This is a genomic window from Pseudonocardia sp. Cha107L01 (assembly GCF_052566575.1).
In genome coordinates, this window is the sequence record NZ_CP199579.1 from 2,313,088 (window position 1) to 2,335,657 (window position 22,570).

Sequence of the window (22,570 nt, forward strand, 5' to 3'; positions counted from 1 at the left end):
GAGCGACAGGGGAGAGGTCCTGAACTGTCGGGCTGGTATCTGAAAGCGGTAGGTCGGCGGTTCGACCCCGCCCCTGGCCACCGTGTTGACCTGCACAAACAGCCCCGGCCAGATCTGGTTGCTGCTTGCACCCTGGCTTGCACGGCTGAGTCTTGTGGTAGCGCGCGGCGGGTGTACACGGCTGCCCGGTAGGCGCGGTACGCCTAGTACCTGACGGCTGGCTGGGCGATGTTCTCAACCCAGTGAGTCAGCCACTCCTCGACGGTCCACGCACGGTCGGGCCTTCGCAGGCGCCCGGCGTCTCGTGCGTTCTCGAGGTCGCGGACGCCGGCGATGACGTCCTTCTCAAGCTTTCGCCGACCGGCGCGCAAGCCGTGCGACGGGCCGGTGACCTGCGACCTGACGTCGTGCTCCTGGATGTCCGACTCGGCGCGGAGGTTGGCTTCGATGTCGCGCGTGACCTTCACGCTGTTTGGCCAGGAACGGATCCGTCGCAAGATGATCCCAGGATTATCTTCATCTCGACATATTCCGAGGCGGATTTTGCGCGACTCATCGATGCGAGTCCATCGCTCGGATTTATCACCAAGGAATCCCTCTCGGCGCGCGCCATCCGAGAACTCCTCGAAGGCGGGTCTAGCGAGCCTTGAGCCAGGTGAGGACCGCTAAGACACGGCGGTGATCGTCGGGGCCAGCGGAAAGACTGAGCTTGGTGAGGATGTGTTGGATGTGCTTTTGGATTGTAGTCTCGGTGACCCACAACGCCCGTGCGATTCCGGCGTTGGACCGCCCCTCGGCCATCAAGGCAAGCACCTCACGCTCGCGGTTGCTCAGCGCCGCCAATGGGTCGTTCTTGCGTTGGGCGCCGAGGAGTTCCTTGACCAGCGACGCGTCGACTATTGAGCCACCCCCCATGATCCGCTCAAGGAATTGAATGAACTCATTAACGTCGGTGACCCGGGCCTTGAGTAGGTAGCCAACCCCCTCTCCGCTTGCCAATAGCTCAATCGCGTCCTTGAGCTGAACGTAGGCCGACAGCAGGACGATCCCGACTTTGGGGAACTCCCGTCGGATCCGGTAGGCGGCTGCGAGCCCTTCTGTGGCGTGCGTTGGCGGCATTCGGATGTCGACGATGGCCAGGTCCGGATGGTGGTCGCTGACCTGGTGAAGCAACTCCGTCGCATCGCCCGCCTGACCCACCACTTCGAAGCCGGACCGCTGCAGCAGGCTAGTAACCCCCTCGCGGACCAAAACGTCGTCGTCGGCAACGACGACCCGGCCGCGACCCCGGTGCGCTTGCTCGTCGGCGTCGCTGCCGTCGCGGGCTCGGGTTGTCATGCCCACCACCTCGGCTGGCGCGGGACCGGCGGGCCCGGCATCGGAGAGCTTACCGCCCAAAGCGGCGGCGGCAGCGAATTGCTCGTCTCACCCAGCTCGCGGCACGAGCGTTTCGGCAGGGCGGCAGTGCCCGTCGCAGAGCTAGAGGTCAAGCTCCTTCATTCCTGCCGTTGCTCCCGCGCAAATGCCCCGCCTCGGCGGTGACCGCGGCGAATGCCTCATCTGCCCTAGTGCGACTGCCGTACTAGTTGGTCGTACTAGTTGGTATTGAGCTTACCGGCCAACCGGCAGTGACAGATCCCTGGTCGCGGTGACGACACCGGTGCCTTCCTGCGAGAGCCTGTTAGCGGACCAGCAGATCCGTTGAGCTGCGTCGGGAAGTCGAGTCGCACGAGCGGCAGACATCGCCCAGACCAGACTCGGCCTTGACATCGCGCAGATCAGGGAGACACCCCCCAATGCCACCCGTGATCAGCAAGCGGCGGACACTCGCCCTACTGACCTCCGACACCAAGTCCGGCCGCCGGGCAACCGCCGAATTCGCCACACGCACCTGGCGCTCGCATTCCCACCTCGAGGGCTCGGCACGCTGCACTGTCTGCGGCCTTTGGGTACATACGGTGCGGCGACACGTCGAATACGAGCTGGAGAGCTGGAGCAACGCCCTGGTCGGCGCGATGGTCGAACACCTTGAGGACGAGTGCCCGGTTGCGACGCGTCGTTCCTCGGCTGTTGACGACCGACCGGCGGGAAATGACGAATCAATGTCCCTATGTGCTGACCAAGCTGTTTGGACTCCGATCGCCGCTGAAGACAGGAGCAACGATGCTCAGCGAACATGAGGAACGGCGGTTTAACGGCATCGCCCGCCAGCTCACCGAAAGCGACCCGGAGCTCGCCGCACGGATGAGAGCTCAGCTGGCGAGACGAGTGAGCGTCCCAGAGCGTCGGATGCGGCGGTGGCACACATTGGTGATCGTCCTGTCAGTGGTCTCGGCGCTGGTGTGCCTCACGTGTTCGCACGCCGGTGCGGCCCCATCCGCTGTGCCGGCGCTGACCCTTGCGGGGGCGACCTTCTTGATACGTCGCCGCCGCTTTCCAACTCAGCAATCTCGTCACGGCGTATAGCCCGCTGGGTCATGTAGCGGAATTCGATGCACGGACCCCGGTTCGTCGCACCGCGGTTCTCGCCGCGGTCACCCTCGTGCTTGTGCCGCAGATGGGCAGGTCGGCGCGTCTAGGTGGGGAACGTGGCCCCGCCGTTGGGGGCGGTGAGAGGCAGCTCTAGGCGCAGGGTGGTGCCCGATCCGGGTGGGCTGTGCAGGAGGATTCGCCCGCCGAGGGCCTCGGCGCGGTCTTTGAGGCCGAGCAGCCCGGTGCCCCGGGCCACCGCGGCGCCTCCACGTCCGTCGTCGCGGACCTCGACCCGCAGCAGGTCGGTGCCGTCGCGTTCGACGGTGTCGACCTGGACCTGGACCGCCGAGGCGGCGGCGTGTTTTGCGGCGTTGGTCAGGGCCTCGGATACCGCGTAGTAGGCGGCGATCTCGATCTGTTCGGGCAGTCGCTCCTCGATGGCCACGTTCAGCTCGACGGGGACGGCGCTGCGTAGTGCCAGTGTCTCCAGCGCGGCGGGCAGCCCGCCCTCCACCAGAACGACTGGGTGAATGCCGCGGGCGAGTTCGCGTAGCTCGTCGAGTGCGCTCGTGGCCTCGTTGACCAGCGAGTCCAGCTCGGCCACCAGCTCACCGGAATCGGGCGGTGTCACCGCCTGCGCCGCGCGCAGCCGCAGTGCGAGGGAGACCAGTCGCTGTTGGGCGCCGTCGTGCAGGTCGCGCTCGATTTGTTGCCGGGCGTGGTCGGCGGCGGTGACGATCCGGGTGCGTGAGGTGGTGAGCTGGGCATATAGCTGGGCGTTGTCCAGGGACACGGCGAGTTGGCCGGCGATGAGCGTGACGGCGTCGAGCCGGTCGGCGTTGAACGCGCCTCGGATGAGCCGGTTCTCCAGCAGCAGCATCGCCCGCGGGGTGCCACGGCTGAGGATGGGCAGCGCCAGCAGCGAGCAGCAGGCGACATCGGTGAAGTACGGGTCGCGGGCAAACCGGTCATCACCGGGCACATCGGGCACGATTAGCGGTTCACCGGTGCGCTGGACGTAGCGCAGCACCGATGTCGGCAGGTGGTGTTCGTGGCCGGTGCCGCTGATCGGGGTGGTGCCGCGGGCGGGTGTCGGCCGTAGCCAGTCGTGCCGGTCGTTGTCCCAGAGCAGCAGGTGGACGCCGGTGGCGCCGGTCATCGCGCCGAGTACGTCGACCACTCGGGTGTGTAGCCGGTCGATGCTGGTCTGCGCGCTGAGTGCCTGCGACGCGGCCACGATGCCGAGCAGGTCCAGGGTGCCGGTGCTGACCCCAGCGCGGTCACGCGAACCGTCGGTGGGCTCCTCGCCGCCGACGGTCACCTCGAGGGGGCGTAGGGCGGGGTAGGCCCAGTCGAGTTGGTCCACCTTCGCGCTCGCCCCCCAGGCCAGGTAGTGCTCGCGGGCCTGGGCCAGCAGCTCGAAGCCGGCGTGATCGTAGCTGCGGGCCAGGAGAAAGCGGGCCGCCCGTTCGGTGATCAGCGCTTGATGCCAGGGCCGGGGACGGCCGGCGACCTCGCGGCGCGCGATATCGAAACCCAGTGCGGCGGCGCGGAAGTCGCCGAGCGCCCAGGCGCGTTCGGCTTCGAGTAGCCGCAGCAGGTGTAAGAAGTTGTCCGGGGCGGCCGCGGCGCGGGCGGTCAGCCAGCCCGTCACCTCATCCAGCTCGGACAACATTGGCACGCGCTGGTCGCGGTCGCTGGCGCGGATTTCGCCGGTGAGGGCCAACCCGCGCAGCAGGCGGGCCACGGCGGTCGGGTAGAGGCCGAGGGCCGCCGGCAGCAGCGGCATCGCCGCCGCGGTGTGCCGCAACAGGCCGGCCGGATCGCCGAAGATGGTGGCCGCCAGCGCGCGAGTGTGGTGCGCGTGGAACAGCGCCAGCGGGTTGCCCACGTACCTGTCGGGTGCCACCTCAGAAACCGCAGCGGGGCTTTCACCACGCAGCACACCAGCCAGCCACCGGTAGCCGTCAATCAACTGGCCGGTGTGTTCCGCGCCGGTACGCCGCACGAAGGCCAGGCCGGCCTCCACCTCGGCGACGCAGGCGTCCAGCGATGGCGCGGCGTCCAGCAGGCCCGTGACGGCCGGGTAGTAGGTGTGTCCCGCGCTGGCCAGGTCACCCCCGGCGATCAGCCCTTCCCGGGCCCGCTGAGCATCGTGGACACCGTTTTCGATCGGCTCGACCCAGCAGCTCAGGAGAGAGAACAGCAAGCGCGCCTTCGAGGTGTCGGGCTCGTAGCCGCGGGCTTCGCTCAGCGCAAGGATCCGCCGCCTTCCCCGGTACCCGGCAGGGTAGTCGCCGCGCAGCACCACGGCGTGGAAGGCTGCCCAGCCCGCTGGGCCGACCAGGGCGGGGCCGGGGCCGTGCTCGATCACGATCCGCAACGCTTCTAGGCTCAGCCACCCGTGTAGGGAGAAGTCCAGGCCGTTGCGGGCCGGGGGCAGCGTTGCGTCGATCAGACCGGACGCCGCGAGCAGCGTCGGGTCGGTGATGTCCGGGCGGACCAGATCGTCGGCGGCGTCGGTGTGGTCCAGCCACCGGTACAGACGGTCGGACTGGCGGTCGAGCTCAGCGGGGAGACGGTCGGGCGCCGGCACGTCTATGCCGAGCTCACGCAGCGACTCAACACCCAGCGCGACCGCCTCCGCGAAACGGGTCCGGTGGGTCAGACTGCTCACCTGCACCGCCGTCGGGTCCGCGCGCTGCAGGGCGGTGGGGCACAACGCCTCGATCGCGCGGTACTCCTCGTCCGCCTCGTGTAGGCGCCCGATGCTGTACAGGGCGGCGTGCCGACCGGAGTGCACCTCCATCAGCGTGGCGGTCTGGCCCGGGTCGATCAGGCGCAGCGCACCCGACAGGAGTGTGTTCACCAGGGCGTACTCGCCGGTCAACGCCGCCTGGTCGGCGGCGCGGCGCAGCAGTCGCACCACTTGCGCCCGTTCTGCCGAGTCGTCGAGCGCGTCGGTCACCGGCAGGTACTGCTCGGCCGCGACGGCGAACAACTCCGGCACCTCGCTCAGCCGTCGCGCCATGGCCAGCTGCAGGGCCCGTCGCCGTGGCGAGTCCATCCCGGTCAGGATGGCCTCGCGGATGCGGTCGTGGCGGAACCGCACCGCCTCTGACACCGCGGGCTCGGCCACCAGCAGGGCCTCCGCGAGGGCGGGTGCCAGTGCCTGCTGCATCGCTGCGGTGGGCGTGGCGGTGGCGGTCTGCAGCAGGCTCAGCTCGGCGCGCCCGCCCAGACACGCCATAGCTTCCAGCACCTGCCGCGACGGTGGCGGTAGGGCGGCGAGGCGACCCGCGAGCAGCGCGGCCATTTCGGAGCCGCCGAGGTGCGTGCGCACGGCCGTGGTGTCCCACCGCCACCCGGCCGCGGTCGCCACCACAAGGCCGTCGCGGCGCAGTGCGTTGATCAGCTCCACTGTCTCGTAGGGATTGCCGGAGGTGCGGGGATGGATCAGTTCGGCGAGGCCCGCGGCCGTGGCCGGGTCCACGTGCAGCATCTCGGCCACCACGTCGACCAGCCCCGATAGCGGCAGGTTGTGCAGCGGCAGCTGCCGCACGTCGGCCTGGTCGCGCCATCGGGACAGCGGTACCGCCAGCGGGTGCGCGGCGTCCACGTCGCGGTCCCGGAAGGTGCCCACCAGCAACAGGCCCTCGACCGGCTCCTCGCTGAGCAGTAGGTCGACGAAGCCGAGCGGGGTGCGCCCGGCCCACTGTAGGTCGTCGAGGAACACCACCAAGGGTCGTTTCCGGGAGGCGACCGCGCGCACTACCGCCACACCCGCGCGCTGTATGCGCACCTGTGCGGTCAGCGGGTCCCCCGCATCCGGCGGCACGGCCAGCAGCGCGGCGAACTCCGGCAGCACCGCGACCAGCAGACCCGCGTTGGCGCCCACCGCCCGCAGGATGCGCTCGCGCAGCCGCGCCAGCTCGTCCTCGGGCTCGGCCAGCAGGAGCCGACCCAACGCCCGAAACGCCTGATGTCCCGCGCTGAACTCGCTATCCCGCCGGTACTGGTCGAACTTGCCGGCCACGAACCAGCCATCCCGGCCGGTCACCACCGTCCGCAGCTCATCGACCAGCGCCGTCTTACCCACCCCCGGCGCCCCGCTGATCAGCAGACCACGACATCGGCCGGCGAGCGACTCCTCGAACGCCTCCTTAAGGGTTGCCACCTGCGCCTCGCGGCCCACCAGCCGCGACGGCGGCACCAGCCGCACCGGAAAATCACGCTCGCCGACCCGAACCGCCGCCGCGGCCGGACCTGTCTGGCCGTGCCGGACCCGCTCCAGGTCATAGACCAGGCCGTCGGCGCTCTGGTAGCGGTGGTCCGGTTCCTTCTCCAGCAGGTGCAGGATGATCGTCGACAGCGGGGCCGGGACGGCCGGGTTCAGCTCCGCCGGCGGGGGCGGCACCCGGGCCAGGTGGGCATGGACCAGGCGCAGCGGGTCCCCGGAGCCGAACGGTGGCGCACCGGTCGCCAATTCGTACAGCGTGGCACCCAGCGCGTAGAGGTCGGCGCGATGATCCACCGGCCGGCCGGTCCGCCCGGTCTGCTCCGGTGCCAGGTACGCCAACGTCCCCACGATCTGGGTGTGGTGACTGAACTCCGGGCGCACCTCAGCCAACGGGCTCGCCAACCCGAAATCCACCACACACGGGCCGCCGTCGCCGGAATGTACGACGTTGGCCGGGGTGATGTCCCGATGCATCACGCCCCGCCGATGCATACCCGCCACCGCCCGGGCCAACAGTGTCGCCAGCCCAATCAACTCGTCGACGTTCAGTGGCGTGGGCACCCCCGCCAAGCTGATGCCCCCGACGTCCGCCAACACGATCGAGTCTGGATACGTCGGCGCATCCAGCAGTTGCGCGACCCCCCACACATCGTGCAACTGGCCCAGCATCCCCAGCTCGTGGCGCAGCCGCCGCGGCGCGTCCGCCCCGAGCGGCTGCTTCCGGATCACCGTGCCGCCGGGCAGGAACAGTCGAGTCACCCGCGTGCGTTGGCTCTCGTGCAGCACCTCGACCCCTACCGGGGGATCTGGCTCCGGCCCCACCCCGTGTGTCCCCATCCGACACCCCCAGACACCCCGGACCGCGGCTCACACCGTGCTTACACCCATGCCAGGGCCAAGGCGAGAGCTCAGCGACGCGTGGTGGGCTTCGACGGCGGTCCCGGTCACGGGCCGAGGTGCAGTTACCGGCCGGTGAAGGGTGGAGACGATCTCCTCGTGCTCATGGCCTTACACATAGCCCACAGCCACACTCTTCGCGGACGGAGAGTGGAGCGACCCGTGGAAGTGCCACGGGGGACCACTCCGGGTTACCGGGGGGAGACGCCCGCCCGGGCCAAGGCCATCGCCGAGGGCAAGGAACCGACACCCGGCGCCGGCGCATGGTCGCCCATCCCGAAGGACGCCAGCGAGGCGTACCCACTGCGCTGGACGGCCGGCGATGACGCGGCTGAGCGGATGTTCATCCCTTCGGCGGGCCCAAGGGGGAGGAGTTCGGTCACATGCAATCGCTCGTGGGCGACGTGCCACCGTTCGACGGGTCGCCTCTTGTCTCGCAAGATCGGCCCTTCACTGGTACGGGCAGCACGCCCGGGGGAGTTCCGGAATGGATGGCCACGGGTGCCAGGACGGGTGATGACCCCCAGATCTGGAAGCTTGGCCGGGACGGCAACGCTCAGATCTATGCTCAGTACGACCCGATCACCAAGACCTGGAAGCCAGCTAGATGATCCACCTCTGCCGCACGACGGCGACACGATGGCCCGGGGTGCCGCTGATTTCCCGGCCGGTCACCGAGGACGAGCGTTAAGAGGCCGGAGCTGTGGTCGTGTTCGGGGGTCTCAGTCAAGGTCTCAGCTCCAATCCGTTCAGAATGTCTCCGCAGTCGCTCCCGGTGCGTTGACCAGCACTGGAGCGACGCCGGACCATGTGAACGGTCGGGCGGGTAACTGAAAAGCGGTAGGCCGGCGGTTCGACCCCGCCCCTGGCCACCGTGTTGAACAGCGCAAACAGCCCCGGCCGTCATTGGACCGGGGCTGTTCCGTCTCGGTCATGCCTGGAAGAACTCCAGCAGATCGGCGTTGATCGTCTCCGCCTCCGTGGTGGGCATCCCGTGCGGAAAGCCCTCATAGGACTTCAAGGTCGCGTTCTGCAGGAGCTTCGCCGACAAGGGCCCGGCGTCGTCGTAGGGCACGATCTGGTCGTCCTTGCCGTGCATCACCAGAACCTGCACCGCAATCTTCTTCAGGTCCTCGGTGAAATCGGTCTGGGAGAAGGCGACGATGCCGTCGTAGTGCGCCTTCGCTCCGCCCATCATGCCCTGGCGCCACCAGTTCTGGATGATGGCCTCCGAGGGTTCCACCCCCGGCCGATTGAACCCGTAGAACGGGCCGGCGGGCAGATCGCGGTAGAACTGGGAACGGTTGGCCGCGAGTTGAGCCTGGAGTCCGTCGAAGACGTCCTTCGGCAGCCCACCCGGGTTGGCGTCGGTCTTGACCATGAGCGGCGGAACCGCGCTGATGATCGCCGCCTTGGCCACCCGACTGTCGCCGTGTCTGGCGAGGTAGTGGACCACTTCGCCGCCGCCGGTCGAGTGCCCAACATGAATGGCGTCGGTCAGTTCCAGATGTGCTGTCAACGCCGCGAGATCGTCGGCGTAGTGGTCCATGTCGTGACCGTCGCCGGTCTGGCTCGACCGTCCGTGGCCACGCCGGTCGTGCGCGATGACCCGATAACCGTGCTGCAGGAAGAACAACATCTGGGTGTCCCAGTCGTCGGCCGAGAGCGGCCACCCGTGGCTGAAGACGATCGGTTGCCCCGAACCCCAGTCCTTGTAGTAGATCTCCGTGCCGTCATTCGTGGTGATGGTTCCCATGCCGTGCCTTCCGTGGATCTGGTCACAACCGGATCTCCGGCTGCGATCGCACCCTCGTTCAGGTGCGTGGCGAAAGTCGGTGACGCCACATAGGGCCCAGAGCCTTCCCCTGCCCGCGGAGATCCGGCAGCGTGTGCCCTCCTTGGATGGGCGCCAATCGAGAGTCTGGCCCGGCAGGGCAGTGCGCGGGAGAGGGTTTCCCGAAATTTCATCGACGCCCGGGGCGGACGGCGCTGACTAGGTACGATCCTTGAGGTGTTTTCCGCCCGCTGCGGAAGATGGCGGCGTAGAGCGCCTGACGCCGACGCAGAGGCTGTTCACACCCCGTCGAAGAAGCTGAGCAGCAAGCTGGCGAGCTCTGCTGGCCTCTCTTCCGAGACATAGTGTCCGCAATCCGCGAGGACCTCCTGGCGCACGTCAGACGCACCGTGGCGCAGGTTCTCCGCAACCGCGGCCCCGAAGACCTGCTCGCCGCCGACCGCCATGACCGGCAGGTCGAGTAGCCGGGACAGGTGCCTTGTGTTGTGTTCGATCTCGCGGTCGCGGCCGCGATAGCGGGCGAAGGCCGAGGCCATGGCGCCGGGGCGGGTGTAGCACCGCACGTACTCGTCAACCGCCGCCGGCGTCGGCACCCCGGGATTCGCAGAGAATGCGCGGAAGAACCAGTCGAGGTAGGCGCGCTCCCGTCCGGTGACCATCCGCTCCGGAAGGTCCGGTACCTGATGAAAGCCGACGAACCAGGCACTGCCGCTGCCTGACCCAGTCTCGGTCCACGGGCCGGCGGGCATCGCCTCCAGCACGGCGAGACGACGTACCTCGTCTGGATAGGCCGCCGCGAACGCGAACGCCGTCGACCCGCCCCAGTCCTGTCCAGCGAGCATCACCGGGCCGAGACCGAGCTCGGCGACAAGCCCGTGCAGATCGCCTGCACCAGTGGTGACATCGTTGGGCTGGGTCCCCGGATCAGAGTCCCCGAGTCCGCGCAGGTCCACGGCGATGACGGTGTGGCGCTCGGCGAGCCTCGGCATGACATCTCGCCACGCATACCAGGTGTTCGGGAACCCGTGCAGCAGGACGATCGGCGTCCCGGAACCGCCGATCACGTAATGCATTCGCACGTCATTCACCAGCCGCCGCTCACTGGTGAAACCCGGTGGCGGAGCCGCCGGCGGCGCGAAACCGGGCGTGCCGGGCACGTACGCGGCCGGCAACTCCTCGCGCATCGGTCGCCAGCGGCCGGTCCGCATCGGCGTGGCGGGATCGACGACGAGCTCGCGGACTCGAGCCCTGAACTCCTGTGTATGCGCCTTGGCCTTGTGTTCATCGAGAGCATCCTGGGACGCCCAGATCTCGTACCCCAGCACCCGCGTGTCGTCGTCAGGATCAAGTCCCACCTCGAAGCGCACCACCCCGTTCTCCTGGCGCGTCGCGTCGACCAGCCGGTCGAGAGCCTCGCGCATCTCCCGCTGGGCGCCGGGCCTCGTGGTCAGCTCCACGACGAGCAGTACCTGCGGGGAAGAAGGTTCGATCATGGCGGTCCTTTCCCTGAGGCAATTACATTACGATATACACTCAGAATATAATGAACGATCCGCAGACGAAGCCCGGACGGCCGAGGAACCCGGCCCTGGACCTGGCGATCTTGTCAGCCGCGGCCCGCCAGCTCGGCGAGCTCGGTTACGCCCGCATGTCGCTGGAATCGGTGGCGGCCGCCGCGGGCACCACCGTGCCCAGCCTCCGGCGGCGGTACCGGAACAAGGCGGAGCTGGTCGCCGCGGTGATCGGCTCGCTACGGGTCGAGGACCCGCCCGCCGGCGCCCCGTCCCCGCGCGCCCACGCCCTGGCGATCCTGGAGAACTTCCACAGCAACCTGCGGGCCATCCCCGCGCTGGCCATCCTCGGCTCACTGCTCGCCGAGGAGGAACGCCACCCCGAACTGCTCCACCTCTTCAAGACCCGCATCGTCGAGCCGCGACGGGCGCTGCTCCGGCAAGCACTGGCGGCAGGCGACCTCCCGGACTCCACCGACCTCGACGCGCTCACCAGCATGCTCATCGGCTCCTTCTACGGCCGCTACGTCACCATCGCCGGCATCCCCGACGACTGGCCAGATCGCGTGCTGAGCGCCGTATGGCCACACGACACCGGCACCGCGTCACCGCGCCGTGATCAGCGCCATGAGCACAGCCCGTGACCGAGATAGGCAGGCCGGAACCAGAACCACATCGGGTGGCCACGGCCACCGGCCGGTTCACGCTTAGCGTCTGGCAAGACGGGAACTCCGCCGGCGCAGGGCAACCGAGGATTCGTGACTATGAAGGCAACGATCACCCCCGAAGCCGAAAACACCATCGCCGACATCGCACAACGCTACGAGCTCTCCGGCGAGTCGGTGCTGGCCATGCTTTTTGCCGTGAACGCCGGCGGCGGCACCATGGCCCAGTTCTCCATCCCCGAGCTCGGCGGGTCCGGGCAATGGATGCGGGGCGGGATGACGATGGTCGGCAACATGTTCGACAACGCGCTCAAGGCGCGTGTCGATGCGCTGTGCAGCGAGTTGGCCCAACTGCTAACGACCACCCCGGTGTTTCCCGCCTCGACCACGGACTACCAAGTCGGGTTCACCTCTGCCAACTGGTGGCCTGCCGACCTCGGCGTTCCCAGCGCATCCGGCGGGCAGAACGACGCGCGCTACGCGATCTTCCCGAGCACCCAGCGGCTGGCGATCCAGAACAACGGCGTCACAAAGGTTTTCGACACAGGCAAGCACCACATCGGTGGCGTGCAACAGCAGCAGGACGGCCGACACGGCTCGGCGAGTTTCACCAGCCAGTTCGGCACCTTCGACGTATCGAGCCTGTCCGAGCTCGGTGCGCAGCAGGTGGCCGAAACTCCTACCGCCGCACCCGCCCCGCAGTACCGGCCCGACCCACCGCAGTCCGCACCTCAGGCGCAGGCACCCGAGCCCGCGTCCGGCGCGTCCGGGGATTCCGCGACCATCGTCGCGGACATCGAGTCGCTAGCCGGGTTGCATCAGCGCGGCATCCTCTCCGACGAGGAGTTCGCCACTAAGAAGGCCGAACTGCTCGGCCGGCTCTGAGCCGCTACCGCGGTGCAGCGCGCGACGTGCGCGTGCGGCTACTCCGCGGCGGGGCGGGTGAGGGCGCGGGGGCCGATCCGGTGGGCCAGCTCCAGGGCGAGCTCCAGCGCGAGCCGGCGTTCGCCGGGTGGGCGGCCGAGCAGTTCGGTGGCGCGGGCGACCCGCTGCAGCACGGTGTTGCGGTGGGTGTGCAGGCGCTCGGCGGTGCGCGGCGCGTTGTCGGCCTCGTCCAGGAACACCCGCAGCGTTTCCCGGAGCCGGGCGGCGGAGGCCGTGTCCTCGGCGAGCGGGCCCAGCGTGGCGGCCACGAACTCGGCAGCCCTGGCCCGGTCGTGCGCGGCCAGCGCGGTGACCTCGAGGTCCTGGTGGAACGCCAGCCGCTCGCCACCCGACCGGCCGGCGAGCAGGCCCTGCACCGTCAGCGCGGCCTCGTGCGAGCGGCGGAACCCGGTGATCCCCGCTCGCGTCGGTCCCACCGCGACCCGGACCCGGGGGTGCGCGCTGGCCATCGCGGCGTGCAGCGCGGCCGGCTCGGGATCGGTGCGGGTGCCCAGCCACGCCCAGAGTGCCGTGGTAGCCGCGGGGAAGATCAGCGGCCGGTGCGCCCCGGCGGCGTGCGCCAGCAGTCCCGCAGCCGACTCGAGTGCGCCGTGCGTGCCCTCGTCGGCGCGTTCGCCGGTCTCGGTCCAGAGCACGAGCGCGGTGTGGCGGCGGTCGAGTTCGTAGCCGAGGCGCTCGCCGGCGCGGCGGCGGTCGATCGGGGCGCCGTCCAGGATCAGCCGGACCGTCTCGATCCGCCGGGCCAGCGCACCGCCGAGAACCTCCTCGCGCTCGCGCTGCGCCTCGTCGAGGACCCGCGCGATCACCTCGTCCACGTAGTCGAAGAGGAAGCCCGAGGAGATCTCCAGCACCTTCATCAGCTGGGGACCGGGCGGCACGACCTGGGCGGCCGCCGCCATCCAGCGCTTCCATGCGATGTTCTGTCCGCGCCGGTAGGCCTGGAACACCCCGTCCAGGTCCACCCCGCGCCGCACCACCGTGCGCACGACGTCCAGTGCCTCCGGCGGGACCTCGATCCGAGGGCGCCGGCCGTCGCGGCGGGCCAGGGCGGTGAGGATGCGCTCGGCGTTGGCCCGGTTGCTGGCCGACACCTCCTGCGCGATGGCGATGTCCGCGCCCAGCTCTGGGGTGAGCAGCAGCTCGGCGGTGTCCATCTCGGCGCCGAGGTCGTCCAGGTCGGCCAGCAGCAGGTCGGCCACGTCGGCTATCAGCTCGTCGACCGTGCGATCGGCCATCGGACCAGTGTGCACCCGCACATATGCGCAGGCCAACTATGGCTGCTCGAACATGGTGGTGAGCGCTGTCGGCTCGTAGCGTGAGCCCCATCAGAGCCAGGCCGATCCAACCGGGAGGCACGACGATGAGCAGCCCAACCACCACCACCCAGGTCGATGTCCTCATCGTGGGCGCCGGCATCTCCGGGATCGGCGCGGCCTACCACCTGAAGTCCCGCACGCCGGGTACGACGTTCGCCGTGCTGGAGGGCCGGGACGCGATCGGCGGCACCTGGGACCTGTTCCGCTACCCCGGCATCCGCTCGGACTCGGACATGCCCACCTTCGGCTTCGCGCACAAGCCGTGGACGCACCGCAACTCCATCTCCGAGGCCCGGTTCATCCTGGACTACTTGCACGACACAGTCCGGGAGAACGATCTCGAGCGGCACCTCCACTTCGGTCACCGGGTGCTCAGCGCGGACTTCTCCTCCGCGACCGGCCGCTGGACGGTCACCGCCCGCCGCGGTGACGAGGTGGTCGAGTTCAGCGCGAAGTTCCTGTTCTCGGGTACCGGCTACTACGACTACGCCGCCGGCCACACCCCGGACTTCGCCGGCATCGAGGACTTCACCGGCACCGTGGTGCACCCCCAGCACTGGCCCGAGGACCTCGACTACACCGGCAAGAAGGTCGTGGTGATCGGCAGCGGGGCCACCGCCGTCACCCTGATCCCCTCGATGGCCGGCCGCGCCGAGCACGTCACCATGCTGCAGCGCTCGCCGAGCTACGTGCTGTCGCTGCCGGCCGCCGACCCGATCGCCAACCTGCTCAACCGGGTGCTCGGCGCCGATCGCGCGTACCCGATCATCCGCCGCAAGAACATCCGCCAGCAGCGCGCGATCTACAAGTTCTGCCAGCGCTTCCCGAAGCTGGCGCGCCGGTTGCTGATGGCCGACGTCCGCCGCCGGCTGCCCGAGGGCTACGACGTGGACACGCACTTCGGCCCGCGCTACAACCCGTGGGACCAGCGGCTGTGCATGGTGCCGAACGGTGACCTGTTCACCGCGATCTCCAGCGGCGGCGCGTCCGTGGTGACCGACCGAATCGACCGGTTCACCCCGACCGGCATCCTGCTGGAGTCCGGCGCCGAGCTCGAGGCCGACATCGTGGTCACCGCCACCGGGCTGAACATCATGCCGCTCGGCGGCATCGGCCTCAGCGTCGACGAGGCACCGGTGGAGCTGTCCGAGACCGTGGTCTTCAAGTCGATGATGCTCAGCGGGGTGCCGAACTTCGCGTTCGCCGTCGGCTACACGAACAGCTCCTGGACGCTCAAGGTGGATCTCGTCTGCGAGCACTTCTGCCGGCTGCTCGAGCACATGGCGGCGACCGGGCAGGACACCGTGGTCCCGGTGCTGGACGACGCCGACCAGGCGCGCGGCCCGCTGCTGGACCTCAGCTCCGGCTACGTGCAGCGCCGGATCGCGGCCTTCCCCAAGGCCGGCACCCGCGGCCCGTGGACCGCGGAGCACGCCTACGAGCAGGACGTCGAGCGCCTGCGCCGGGGCCCGGTCGAGGATAACGCGCTGCGGTTCGCCAGCCGCCGTGCCGTCGCGGCGGTCGCCTCCCAGGGCTGAGTGCTCGTACCTCGTGAGTGGCGAGTGGTCCGATAGGACCACTCGCCACTCACGGGGTTGCTCGCGAAGCCAGCGCGCCGGGGCAGTGTCGGAGCTGACCTGCCCGTTCGTATCGACTGCGAGTCGGCGACAATGAGCAGTCATGGGCGATATGGGCGTGAACGGCGAGCAACTGGAAGTTGGGCCGGACGGCCAGGGCCACTTTCGGGTCGCGGTGGCTTCGCTCCCTGAGTTCAAGGCCATCGTCGCCAGGCTCTCCCCTCGCGCAGTGCTGTACGAGAAGGGCAAGCCCCACCAGCTCAGTCTGACCGACCCAAACCCGGCGCCGCCCGCTGCCTTCCCGGCGATGGTGGCGTTCGCCGTGCGCGAGACGCCGATGCCGGCGGGCTCGCCACGCGAGCTGATGATCTTGTCTAGTCCGTCGGTCGAGGGGCCAGCGCCCCGCATCGGCGTGGTCGAGCACACCCCGCCCGCCGAGGTCGGCGCACCTGGCTACCTAGTGGTGCTGTGCGACAGCCAGGACGAGTACCAGGCGATCACCGAGCGCCTGGCCGCGTCGGAAGGCGGCATCCTGATGTCTCAGAACGGCGGTGTCTGGGCTCTGCAGCACCGGTCCGACGACGGCTCCGCCAACGGTCCGTTCCCGCAAAACGGTGCGGTTCGAGGTTACTGGGCTCCCCCCGGGCTGACCCGCGAACCCTGGCCTCCGGCGTTCTCCAGTAGTGCCAGCCACTCGCGGCGGTCTTGAGCCGCACCTGTCTGATCTACGGCCGCTCGGGCGACGAGTTCGTCGTCGTCGCCTCCAAAGGTGGCGCCGACGATGACCGGCATGGTTCAAGAATCTCCTGGCAGACCCTAGCGTCGGGGTGCAGGCCGGCACCCACCGATTCACCGCCTACGCGCAGAAGACCGACCGCACGATCCCGATCGTCCTGCTCACTCCGCGGGCCGAACCTCGCTCGTAACGCCCCGGCGCCCAGTCATCGGCTCGCTCGGCGTACCCCCGTCAGGTATGCCACCGCCGCGCCGCGGCGAGCTGCAGCGCGGCGAGCCCGGTGACGGTCGCCGCCTCAGCCGCGAGCAGGACCGAGCCGAGCGTTGTCGGGTGGGCTAGGACTGTCCCCACCATGAGCAGGCAGTCGATCGCCCACACCAGGTTGACCGCGATCAGCGCGACCATCGCGGCCGGGCGCGGACGGGGGCGGGTCGCGGCAAACCACATCGCGGCTCCGTACACCAGATAGAACACACCGAATCCGACGAGCAGACTCGGCGACAGCCCGGTCGGCGCGTCGAAGGTGCCGGCCAGCGGCAGCAGCAGCGCGCCGCCAGCTACGTTCGCGATGCCGTTCACCGTGAGCAGGGTGCGCAGCTCCCGGGTGGGTCGGATCGTTCGGTGTGACAGCTCGGACGTCGTCATGGCGTGACCTCTCTTTCGAGCGTTGGACGCCTCCAAGCTGCGCCAACGCCCACTGCCAACGCCACGCATTCCGCTGCCAACCGCTGCCACCAACGTGATGACCGGGATTGGTTAGTGCACGGACTCGCCGATTCCCGAGCGCAGCTCACGAGCGATGATCCGGGCGGCAGTGGTCTGCCAGTTGTGCAGCGTCCGCTGCGGGACCTGGTCGGCGAACCAGGACAGCGCGCGCCGGCACACAGGGTCGAGATCGGCGCGTTTGGTCCGGACGCTGTAGGGGCGGATGCCGCGCACGTAGTAGAAGTACAGCGCGTTGTAGTAGCGCCACTCCTCGCTGGTACCGAACTCGTCGTCGGTGTTCGGCTTGAGCTGTGCGATGCACTCACCGAGCACGCTCTTCAGCTCGGTCGCCCGCTCCAGCGGCGCGTCCGTCGCCCGCCTGTCCGCCAGCCGGGTCGCGATCACCGGCAGGTCCACCAGTGGGTTGGACACCAGCTTGCCCAGATCGCCGTAATGACTGAGCGCGCGACGCGTCAGCCGCGCGAACTCCGCCTCGTCCAGCTCGGCCAGCCGGCTCGCGGAGTCTTTGCGGGCCAACGCGTCAGCCACCTCACGCAACTCGCCCCGGGCGCGCCGCAGTCGCCCCGAGCGCAACGCGACCCTGTCCACGCCGGCCTGCAGCGGGGTAGCCAGCACCTGCACCGCGATCGCGGCGGCGACCGTGCCGTAGAGCAACCCGAGGAGTGACTCCCCGCGCAGCGCCATGGCGATCCCGACCTGCCCACCGAACACCACCGCCGCGATCGCTGCCACCAGCGCGGACCGGAGCATGTCCGGCGCAAGCACCTCGCCCTCGTCGAAAGCATCGAAGGCCGCGATCACCCAACCCAACGCCGCGAGATCGGGCGCCATACAGGCCAGCAGCAGCCCGCTCGGGACCACCTCGAAGCCCAGCAACAACAGCCACCCGACGAGCATCACCATCAGCGACGCGACCAATACCAACCCCACCCGGTCACGCCGGCGCACCACCGGCCAGCGCCGGACCAGCGCGACCACCCCACCGGACAACGCCAGCCCGGCAAGCACAGCCAGCGCGATCACAGCCGGCTCGAACCCGGCGAGCACGCCAGCGGCGGACACTGCCCACAACGGCAGCAAACCGAACCGCCACCAGCGATCAACAGCGCCGGAGTCGTCGGCCAGCAGCACGAACACCCCGCTCCACGCCAGCGCCGGCAAGCACACCAGAACAACCTCGACGTGCGCCACGCCGCCCAACCCCAGCTGATCAACGACCACCGCGCCGGCGTAACCGAACAGTCCGAGCCCGGCCCGCCGCAACACCGGCTTACCCGGGTCCCGGGCCAGTAGATACAAACCAAGCCACCAGGCGATCCCAAACGCCGCCGCCGTCAGCCCGATCATGCATCCAGAGCCTAGCCACCGACGCCAGATAGTCCGGGACGTCGTGGGCGCCCTACAGCCGGCGGCGCCGTGGTTGATCACGGACACCTAGGCGAGTCGTTCGGAGCCGACATCTGCGCCAGCCTTGAGTGCCGATGATCAGGTCCGGGTGTGGGTTAGCCTGTTCGGGTGCCTGACGATGCCGACGTAGACGCTCTTCAGCAGTCGCTTGGTCAGGCTGTTCGTGACCGTCGGACGACCTTGGGTTTCACGATCACTGAGCTGGGCGCGCTGAGTGGCCTGAGCCGACCTTTCATCAGCCAGGTGGAGCGCGGGCTGGCGCGGCCGAGCATGCGCTCGTTGACGTCGTTGGCCACAGCTCTGGGCACGACCGCGCACATGCTGATGGCTTTGCCCGAGGACGCGGCGGTGGGCGTTGTGCGTCGGGAGGCGCCGGACAACGTCCGGGTCGCACATGGAGACGGCCTGGCGCGCGGGCTGGTTCGGGGTAGCCGGGCGATGCTGCCGGTGGAGTTCCGCGCCGGGCCGACCGAGTTCGAGGAGTACTACGTCCACGACGGCGAAGAGTTCATCTACGTCTTCCAGGGCGAGTTCGAGATGGACGTCGAGGACAGCGGAATCTACAAGCTCGGCGACGGCGACACCCTCTACTACGCGGGTGGTTTGCGACACCGCTGGCGAGTCACGAGCGAAGGCCCGATGTGCATGTTGTTGGTGCAGCACAATCCTTCTCGCTGACTCCGGTCCATTTACGTAGCAGTTACACACCAACACTTGCCGCGACATAAAAGTGCCTAACGTTGATGGGGTGAACGCTCTAGGGCGCCGGAGGCAGGTCCCAGGGACCGCTCCGCAGGCGTTTCCGGGGTGATCGCCGGGATGTGATCGATCCCGAGGTGCTGTCACCGCCGTGTTCCGCGACGGGATGGCGCAGGTAGCCCATCAGCCCGGTCGTCCCGCAGCCGAGCCGCCTCCCACAGCGGTGTATTTCTGCTGCCCTCGACCGGTCCGTCCGGACGGGGATCGCCATGCTGGAGCTGGTAGTACGCCGGGCCCGACTACCGGGTGCCGGCCCGGGACCGGTCGACATCGGTATCGAGGCCGGTCGGATTGTCGCCGTCGCCACCCGAATCGACGCCGACTGCCCGGAGCTCCACGCGCGGGATCGCCTGGTCCTGCCCGGGCTGGTCGATACCCACCTGCACCTGGACAAGTCGCGTACCGCGGACCGGTGCGTGCAGGTCGAGGGCACCCTTGCCGAGGCGATCCGGGAGACCGCGCGGATCAAGGCCGCGTTCACCGAGCAGGACGTGTACGAGCGGGCCCGGGAGACGCTGGAAGCCTGCGTCCTGCAGGGCACCACCCGGATCCGGACCCACGTGGAGGTCGATCCGGCGGTCGGCACTCGGGGTCTGGACGCGGTGCGGCGCCTCGCCGCCGACCTGGCCTGGGCCGTCGACGTGCAGGTCTGTGTCTTCGCCCAGGAGGGACTCACGAACTGCCCGGGTACCGATGCGCTGCTCGTCGATGCGCTCGAGCGGGGAGCCCCGGTTGTCGGCGGTGCGCCCTACGCGGATGTCGACCCGCCGGGTCAGCTGGACCGGGTGTTCGAGCTGGCCCGCCGCTTCGACGTCGACGTCGATCTGCACCTCGACCTGGCCGAGACCACTGACGCGATGCAGCTGGCGGACGTCTGCAAGAGGACCGTCGCGCAGGGTTGGGAGGGGCGGGTCACGGTCGGGCACGTCACGCAGCTGTCGTTGCTGCCGCCTGACGAGTACGACGCCCTGTGCGATCTCGTGGCCGGGTCCGGGGTGGCGATGACGGTATTGCCCGCGACCGACCTGTTCCTGATGGGCCGTGCGGTCCGCGCCGCCAAACCACGCGGTGTGGTGCCGCTCGCCCCGCTGCTGGCCCGCGGCGCGGCCTGCTCGGTGGCCACCAACAACGTCCTCAACGCGTTCACGCCCTACGGCGACGGCTCGCTCATCCGGATGGCGAACCTCTACGCCAACGTCACCCACGCCGGCAGCCGCACCGAACTCGACCAGTGCCTCGGCCTGGTCACCGCCAACGCTGCCCGGGTCATGCGGACGCCCGACTACGGCATCGCGCCGGGAGCCCCCGCCGACCTGGTCTGTCTGGACGCCGCGGACGGTGCGGACGCCGTCGCACGGATCGCGCCCGCCCGCTGGGGCCTCAAGCGAGGCCGCCTCACCTTCACCCGAGAACTACCCGTCCTTCACCAGCCAGGAGCCCTCGCATGACTCTGCTGTCCGTACCTGTGATCGATATCGGGCCGTTCCGGGAGGGCGGAGCGTCCGGCCGGGCCGAGGTAGCCGCCGCGGTCGACGCCGCGTGCCGCGACATCGGGTTCCTCGTCGTCTCCGGCCACGGCATCCCCGAGCGGATGCTGGCCGAGGTCGGCGACGTGACTCGCCGGTTCTTCGACCGTCCCCTCGAGGAGAAGGCGCGGGTGCAGCGCCCGGCACCCGACGTGTCCCGCGGCTACGTGGGCATCGAGGGCGAATCGGTCGGGCGATCCCGCGACGCCACGGCCACCGCCGGCGATCTCAACGAGAGCTTCATGATCGGCCCGGTCGACGCCCCGGACTCGGGGTACGCCTCCACCCCCGAAGCCGGCCGGCACTTCGCCCCCAACCTGTGGCCGGACGCCCCGGCGGGACTGCGGGAGACCTACTCCGCCTACTACCGGGCCATGGGTGATCTCGCGGCCCTGCTGATGAGGATCTTCGCCGCGGCTCTGGAGCTGCCGGAGGACTACTTCGCCGACAAGATCGACAAACACATCAGTCGGCTGCGGGTGCGCAACTATCCCGAGCCGGAGGTGGCGCCGCTCCCCGGGCAGCTGCGCGCGGGTGCCCACTCCGACTACGGCAGTCTCACGATCCTGGCCACCGAGGATCGCCCCGGCGGGCTGCAGGTGTGCAACGCGGCCGGCGAATGGGTCGACGTCCCGATCGTCGGCGGCGCTTTCATCATCAACATCGGCGACCTGCTGGCCCGCTGGACCAACGACCGGTGGGTCTCCACGCTGCACCGCGTCGTCAACCCCGACGCCGACCACGTCGCGGGGAGCAGGCGGCAGTCGCTGATCTTCTTCCACAACCCGAACTACGACGCGGAGATCCGCTGCATCCCGACCTGTCTCGAGCCTGGAGCCGAGCCGCGCTACGAGCCGATCACCTCCGGGGCGCATCTGCGCCGGCTGTTCGTCACGACCCAGAACGTCACCTGAGCCGCATCCACACCGACAGAAGGGATCCGCTATGACTCTCCTATCCGTCCCCGTCATCGACATCGCGCCGTTCCGATCCGGCACTCCGACCGAGCGTGCCGCTGTCGCCGCGGAGGTCGCCCAAGCGTGCACTGATATCGGCTTCCTGGTGATCTCAGGGCACGGCGTCCCCGAGGACCTGGTCGAGGAGATGTACCGCACGAGCACGACATTCTTCGAGTCGCCGCTGGAGACCAAGCTCGCCGTTGCCCGCCCGGAAGCCGGCCAGATCCGCGGCTACAGCGGAGTGGAGCAGGAAGGGCTCGGGCTCTTGGAGGACGAGCCGGTGCCAGCTGATCTCAAGGAGTCGTTCGACATCGGCCCGCTCGACGTCCCCACCGGGGACCCGTACTACACGTGCGACGCCGCCGGTGCGCATTTCGCGCCGAACCTGTGGCCAGCTGAGCACCCGGACTTCGAGCGGATCTACCGCCGCTACTACCGGGCCATGGAGGGGCTGACCCTGGAGATGTTCCAGATCTTCGCGACCGCTCTGGACCTGCCGCAGGACTTCTTCGTCGACAAGGTCGACCGCCACATCAGCCTGCTGCGCTCGAACCACTACCCGACCCAGCCGAACGAGCCCAAGCCGAACCAGCTGCGCGGCGGAGCCCACAGCGACTACACCGCGATGACCATCCTCTGGCAGGAGGACGTGCCCGGCGGAGGGCTCCAGGTGCAGAACAAGGCGGGTGATTGGGTCGACGTCCCCGCCGTGGCAGGCACATTCGTGGTCAACCTCGGTGACTCACTGGAGCGCTGGACCAACGACAAATGGGTCTCCACCATGCACCGGGTAGTGAACCCGCCCCGCGAGGTGGCCGCGACCCAGACCCGGGTTTCGATCCCCTACTTCGTCCAGCCCAACTACGACGCCGTCATCGAGTGCATCGACAGCTGCGTCGACGCCGAACACCCCGCCAAGTACGGACCCGTCCGCAACGGCGAATACCTCTACCTGAAGTTCACCCAGCAGAACACCCTGGCGAGCGTCGACTGATGCACCCCGCGACCCTCACCTACGTCAACCTGTTCGTCCGAGACC

At 69.0% G+C, this 22,570-nt stretch carries 17 protein-coding genes; 9 read left to right on the plus strand and 8 right to left on the minus strand.

Features of this window, described 5'->3' with window-relative positions; translation table 11 throughout:
- Window positions 1-203 precede the first annotated feature (203 nt).
- Window positions 204-467, minus strand: coding sequence for a hypothetical protein (locus tag ACTXG6_RS11070; RefSeq protein ID WP_445187680.1), 264 nt, complete (start codon window positions 465-467; stop codon window positions 204-206).
- A gap of 169 nt (window positions 468-636) precedes the next feature.
- Window positions 637-1,338, minus strand: coding sequence for a response regulator (locus ACTXG6_RS11075; RefSeq protein WP_445187681.1), 702 nt, complete (start codon window positions 1,336-1,338; stop codon window positions 637-639).
- Between the two features lie 825 nt (window positions 1,339-2,163).
- Here ACTXG6_RS11075 and ACTXG6_RS11080 point away from each other — a divergent pair.
- Complete coding sequence (locus ACTXG6_RS11080) at window positions 2,164-2,466, plus strand: DUF3040 domain-containing protein (RefSeq protein WP_445189973.1); 303 nt, start codon at window positions 2,164-2,166, stop codon at window positions 2,464-2,466.
- Window positions 2,467-2,575: 109 nt separating this feature from the next.
- Here the strand turns inward: ACTXG6_RS11080 and ACTXG6_RS11085 are convergent, their stop codons facing one another.
- The 3 genes from ACTXG6_RS11085 to ACTXG6_RS11095 all read right to left on the minus strand — a co-directional run bounded on the left by ACTXG6_RS11085 (window position 2,576) and on the right by ACTXG6_RS11095 (window position 10,861).
- Complete coding sequence (locus ACTXG6_RS11085; RefSeq protein ID WP_445187682.1) at window positions 2,576-7,549, minus strand: AAA family ATPase; 4,974 nt, start codon at window positions 7,547-7,549, stop codon at window positions 2,576-2,578.
- A gap of 991 nt (window positions 7,550-8,540) precedes the next feature.
- Window positions 8,541-9,365 carry an alpha/beta fold hydrolase gene (locus tag ACTXG6_RS11090; RefSeq protein WP_445187683.1) on the minus strand — a complete coding sequence of 275 codons (825 nt, stop codon included), beginning with the start codon at window positions 9,363-9,365 and terminating at the stop codon, window positions 8,541-8,543.
- A 317-nt stretch (window positions 9,366-9,682) separates the two neighbouring features.
- Window positions 9,683-10,861 (minus strand): alpha/beta fold hydrolase, encoded by a 1,179-nt coding sequence (locus ACTXG6_RS11095; protein ID WP_445187684.1) that lies wholly within the window; start codon window positions 10,859-10,861, stop codon window positions 9,683-9,685.
- An 86-nt stretch (window positions 10,862-10,947) separates the two neighbouring features.
- On the opposite strand from ACTXG6_RS11095, the gene ACTXG6_RS11100 reads away from it, so the two are divergent.
- Entirely contained in the window at window positions 10,948-11,559 is a 612-nt protein-coding gene (locus tag ACTXG6_RS11100; protein WP_445187685.1) for a TetR/AcrR family transcriptional regulator, read from the plus strand.
- 120 nt (window positions 11,560-11,679) lie between these two features.
- Window positions 11,680-12,465: an SHOCT domain-containing protein gene (locus ACTXG6_RS11105; RefSeq protein WP_445187686.1), complete on the plus strand. Its 786-nt coding sequence runs from the start codon at window positions 11,680-11,682 to the stop codon at window positions 12,463-12,465.
- Between the two features lie 38 nt (window positions 12,466-12,503).
- On the opposite strand, the gene ACTXG6_RS11110 is transcribed toward ACTXG6_RS11105, so the two are convergent.
- Window positions 12,504-13,760 (minus strand): PucR family transcriptional regulator, encoded by a 1,257-nt coding sequence (locus ACTXG6_RS11110; RefSeq protein ID WP_445187687.1) that lies wholly within the window; start codon window positions 13,758-13,760, stop codon window positions 12,504-12,506.
- A 125-nt stretch (window positions 13,761-13,885) separates the two neighbouring features.
- Here ACTXG6_RS11110 and ACTXG6_RS11115 point away from each other — a divergent pair, with 125 nt between their 5' ends.
- On the plus strand, window positions 13,886-15,379 hold the full coding sequence (locus ACTXG6_RS11115) for a flavin-containing monooxygenase (protein WP_445187688.1): 1,494 nt from the start codon (window positions 13,886-13,888) through the stop codon (window positions 15,377-15,379).
- Between the two features lie 142 nt (window positions 15,380-15,521).
- Window positions 15,522-16,127 (plus strand): hypothetical protein, encoded by a 606-nt coding sequence (locus tag ACTXG6_RS11120; protein ID WP_445187689.1) that lies wholly within the window; start codon window positions 15,522-15,524, stop codon window positions 16,125-16,127.
- Between the two features lie 258 nt (window positions 16,128-16,385).
- Here the strand turns inward: ACTXG6_RS11120 and ACTXG6_RS11125 are convergent, their stop codons facing one another.
- Both ACTXG6_RS11125 and ACTXG6_RS11130 read right to left on the minus strand, forming a co-directional pair.
- Complete coding sequence (locus tag ACTXG6_RS11125; protein ID WP_445187690.1) at window positions 16,386-16,799, minus strand: hypothetical protein; 414 nt, start codon at window positions 16,797-16,799, stop codon at window positions 16,386-16,388.
- A 111-nt stretch (window positions 16,800-16,910) separates the two neighbouring features.
- The gene (locus tag ACTXG6_RS11130) at window positions 16,911-18,227 is read right to left on the minus strand and encodes a hypothetical protein (RefSeq protein WP_445187691.1); all 1,317 of its coding nucleotides are present in this window, start codon (window positions 18,225-18,227) and stop codon (window positions 16,911-16,913) included.
- Between the two features lie 168 nt (window positions 18,228-18,395).
- On the opposite strand from ACTXG6_RS11130, the gene ACTXG6_RS11135 reads away from it, so the two are divergent.
- From ACTXG6_RS11135 to ACTXG6_RS11150, 4 genes are all read left to right on the plus strand, one after another.
- Window positions 18,396-18,965 (plus strand): helix-turn-helix domain-containing protein, encoded by a 570-nt coding sequence (locus ACTXG6_RS11135; RefSeq protein WP_445187692.1) that lies wholly within the window; start codon window positions 18,396-18,398, stop codon window positions 18,963-18,965.
- Window positions 18,966-19,255: 290 nt separating this feature from the next.
- A complete protein-coding gene (locus ACTXG6_RS11140; protein WP_445187693.1) occupies window positions 19,256-20,494 on the plus strand; it encodes an amidohydrolase family protein in 1,239 nt (412 codons plus the stop codon).
- Entirely contained in the window at window positions 20,491-21,486 is a 996-nt protein-coding gene (locus ACTXG6_RS11145; protein WP_445187694.1) for an isopenicillin N synthase family dioxygenase, read from the plus strand. Before ACTXG6_RS11140 ends, ACTXG6_RS11145 begins: the two co-directional genes overlap by 4 nt.
- A gap of 31 nt (window positions 21,487-21,517) precedes the next feature.
- Complete coding sequence (locus ACTXG6_RS11150; protein WP_445187695.1) at window positions 21,518-22,525, plus strand: isopenicillin N synthase family dioxygenase; 1,008 nt, start codon at window positions 21,518-21,520, stop codon at window positions 22,523-22,525.
- The last annotated feature ends 45 nt before the right edge of the window (window positions 22,526-22,570 follow it).

What these genes read in the sequence shown, in the direction of transcription:
- ACTXG6_RS11075 (WP_445187681.1), bottom strand. Translation starts at nt 1,338, where the DNA reads ATGACAACCCGAGCCCGCGACGGCAGCGACGCCGACGAGCAAGCGCAC.
- ACTXG6_RS11080 (WP_445189973.1), top strand. Translation starts at nt 2,164, where the DNA reads ATGCTCAGCGAACATGAGGAACGGCGGTTTAACGGCATCGCCCGCCAG.
- ACTXG6_RS11085 (WP_445187682.1), bottom strand. Translation starts at nt 7,549, where the DNA reads ATGGGGACACACGGGGTGGGGCCGGAGCCAGATCCCCCGGTAGGGGTC.
- ACTXG6_RS11090 (WP_445187683.1), bottom strand. Translation starts at nt 9,365, where the DNA reads ATGGGAACCATCACCACGAATGACGGCACGGAGATCTACTACAAGGAC.
- ACTXG6_RS11100 (WP_445187685.1), top strand. Translation starts at nt 10,948, where the DNA reads ATGAACGATCCGCAGACGAAGCCCGGACGGCCGAGGAACCCGGCCCTG.
- ACTXG6_RS11105 (WP_445187686.1), top strand. Translation starts at nt 11,680, where the DNA reads ATGAAGGCAACGATCACCCCCGAAGCCGAAAACACCATCGCCGACATC.
- ACTXG6_RS11110 (WP_445187687.1), bottom strand. Translation starts at nt 13,760, where the DNA reads ATGGCCGATCGCACGGTCGACGAGCTGATAGCCGACGTGGCCGACCTG.
- ACTXG6_RS11115 (WP_445187688.1), top strand. Translation starts at nt 13,886, where the DNA reads ATGAGCAGCCCAACCACCACCACCCAGGTCGATGTCCTCATCGTGGGC.
- ACTXG6_RS11120 (WP_445187689.1), top strand. Translation starts at nt 15,522, where the DNA reads ATGGGCGATATGGGCGTGAACGGCGAGCAACTGGAAGTTGGGCCGGAC.
- ACTXG6_RS11125 (WP_445187690.1), bottom strand. Translation starts at nt 16,799, where the DNA reads ATGACGACGTCCGAGCTGTCACACCGAACGATCCGACCCACCCGGGAG.
- ACTXG6_RS11130 (WP_445187691.1), bottom strand. Translation starts at nt 18,227, where the DNA reads ATGATCGGGCTGACGGCGGCGGCGTTTGGGATCGCCTGGTGGCTTGGT.
- ACTXG6_RS11140 (WP_445187693.1), top strand. Translation starts at nt 19,256, where the DNA reads ATGCTGGAGCTGGTAGTACGCCGGGCCCGACTACCGGGTGCCGGCCCG.
- ACTXG6_RS11145 (WP_445187694.1), top strand. Translation starts at nt 20,491, where the DNA reads ATGACTCTGCTGTCCGTACCTGTGATCGATATCGGGCCGTTCCGGGAG.
- ACTXG6_RS11150 (WP_445187695.1), top strand. Translation starts at nt 21,518, where the DNA reads ATGACTCTCCTATCCGTCCCCGTCATCGACATCGCGCCGTTCCGATCC.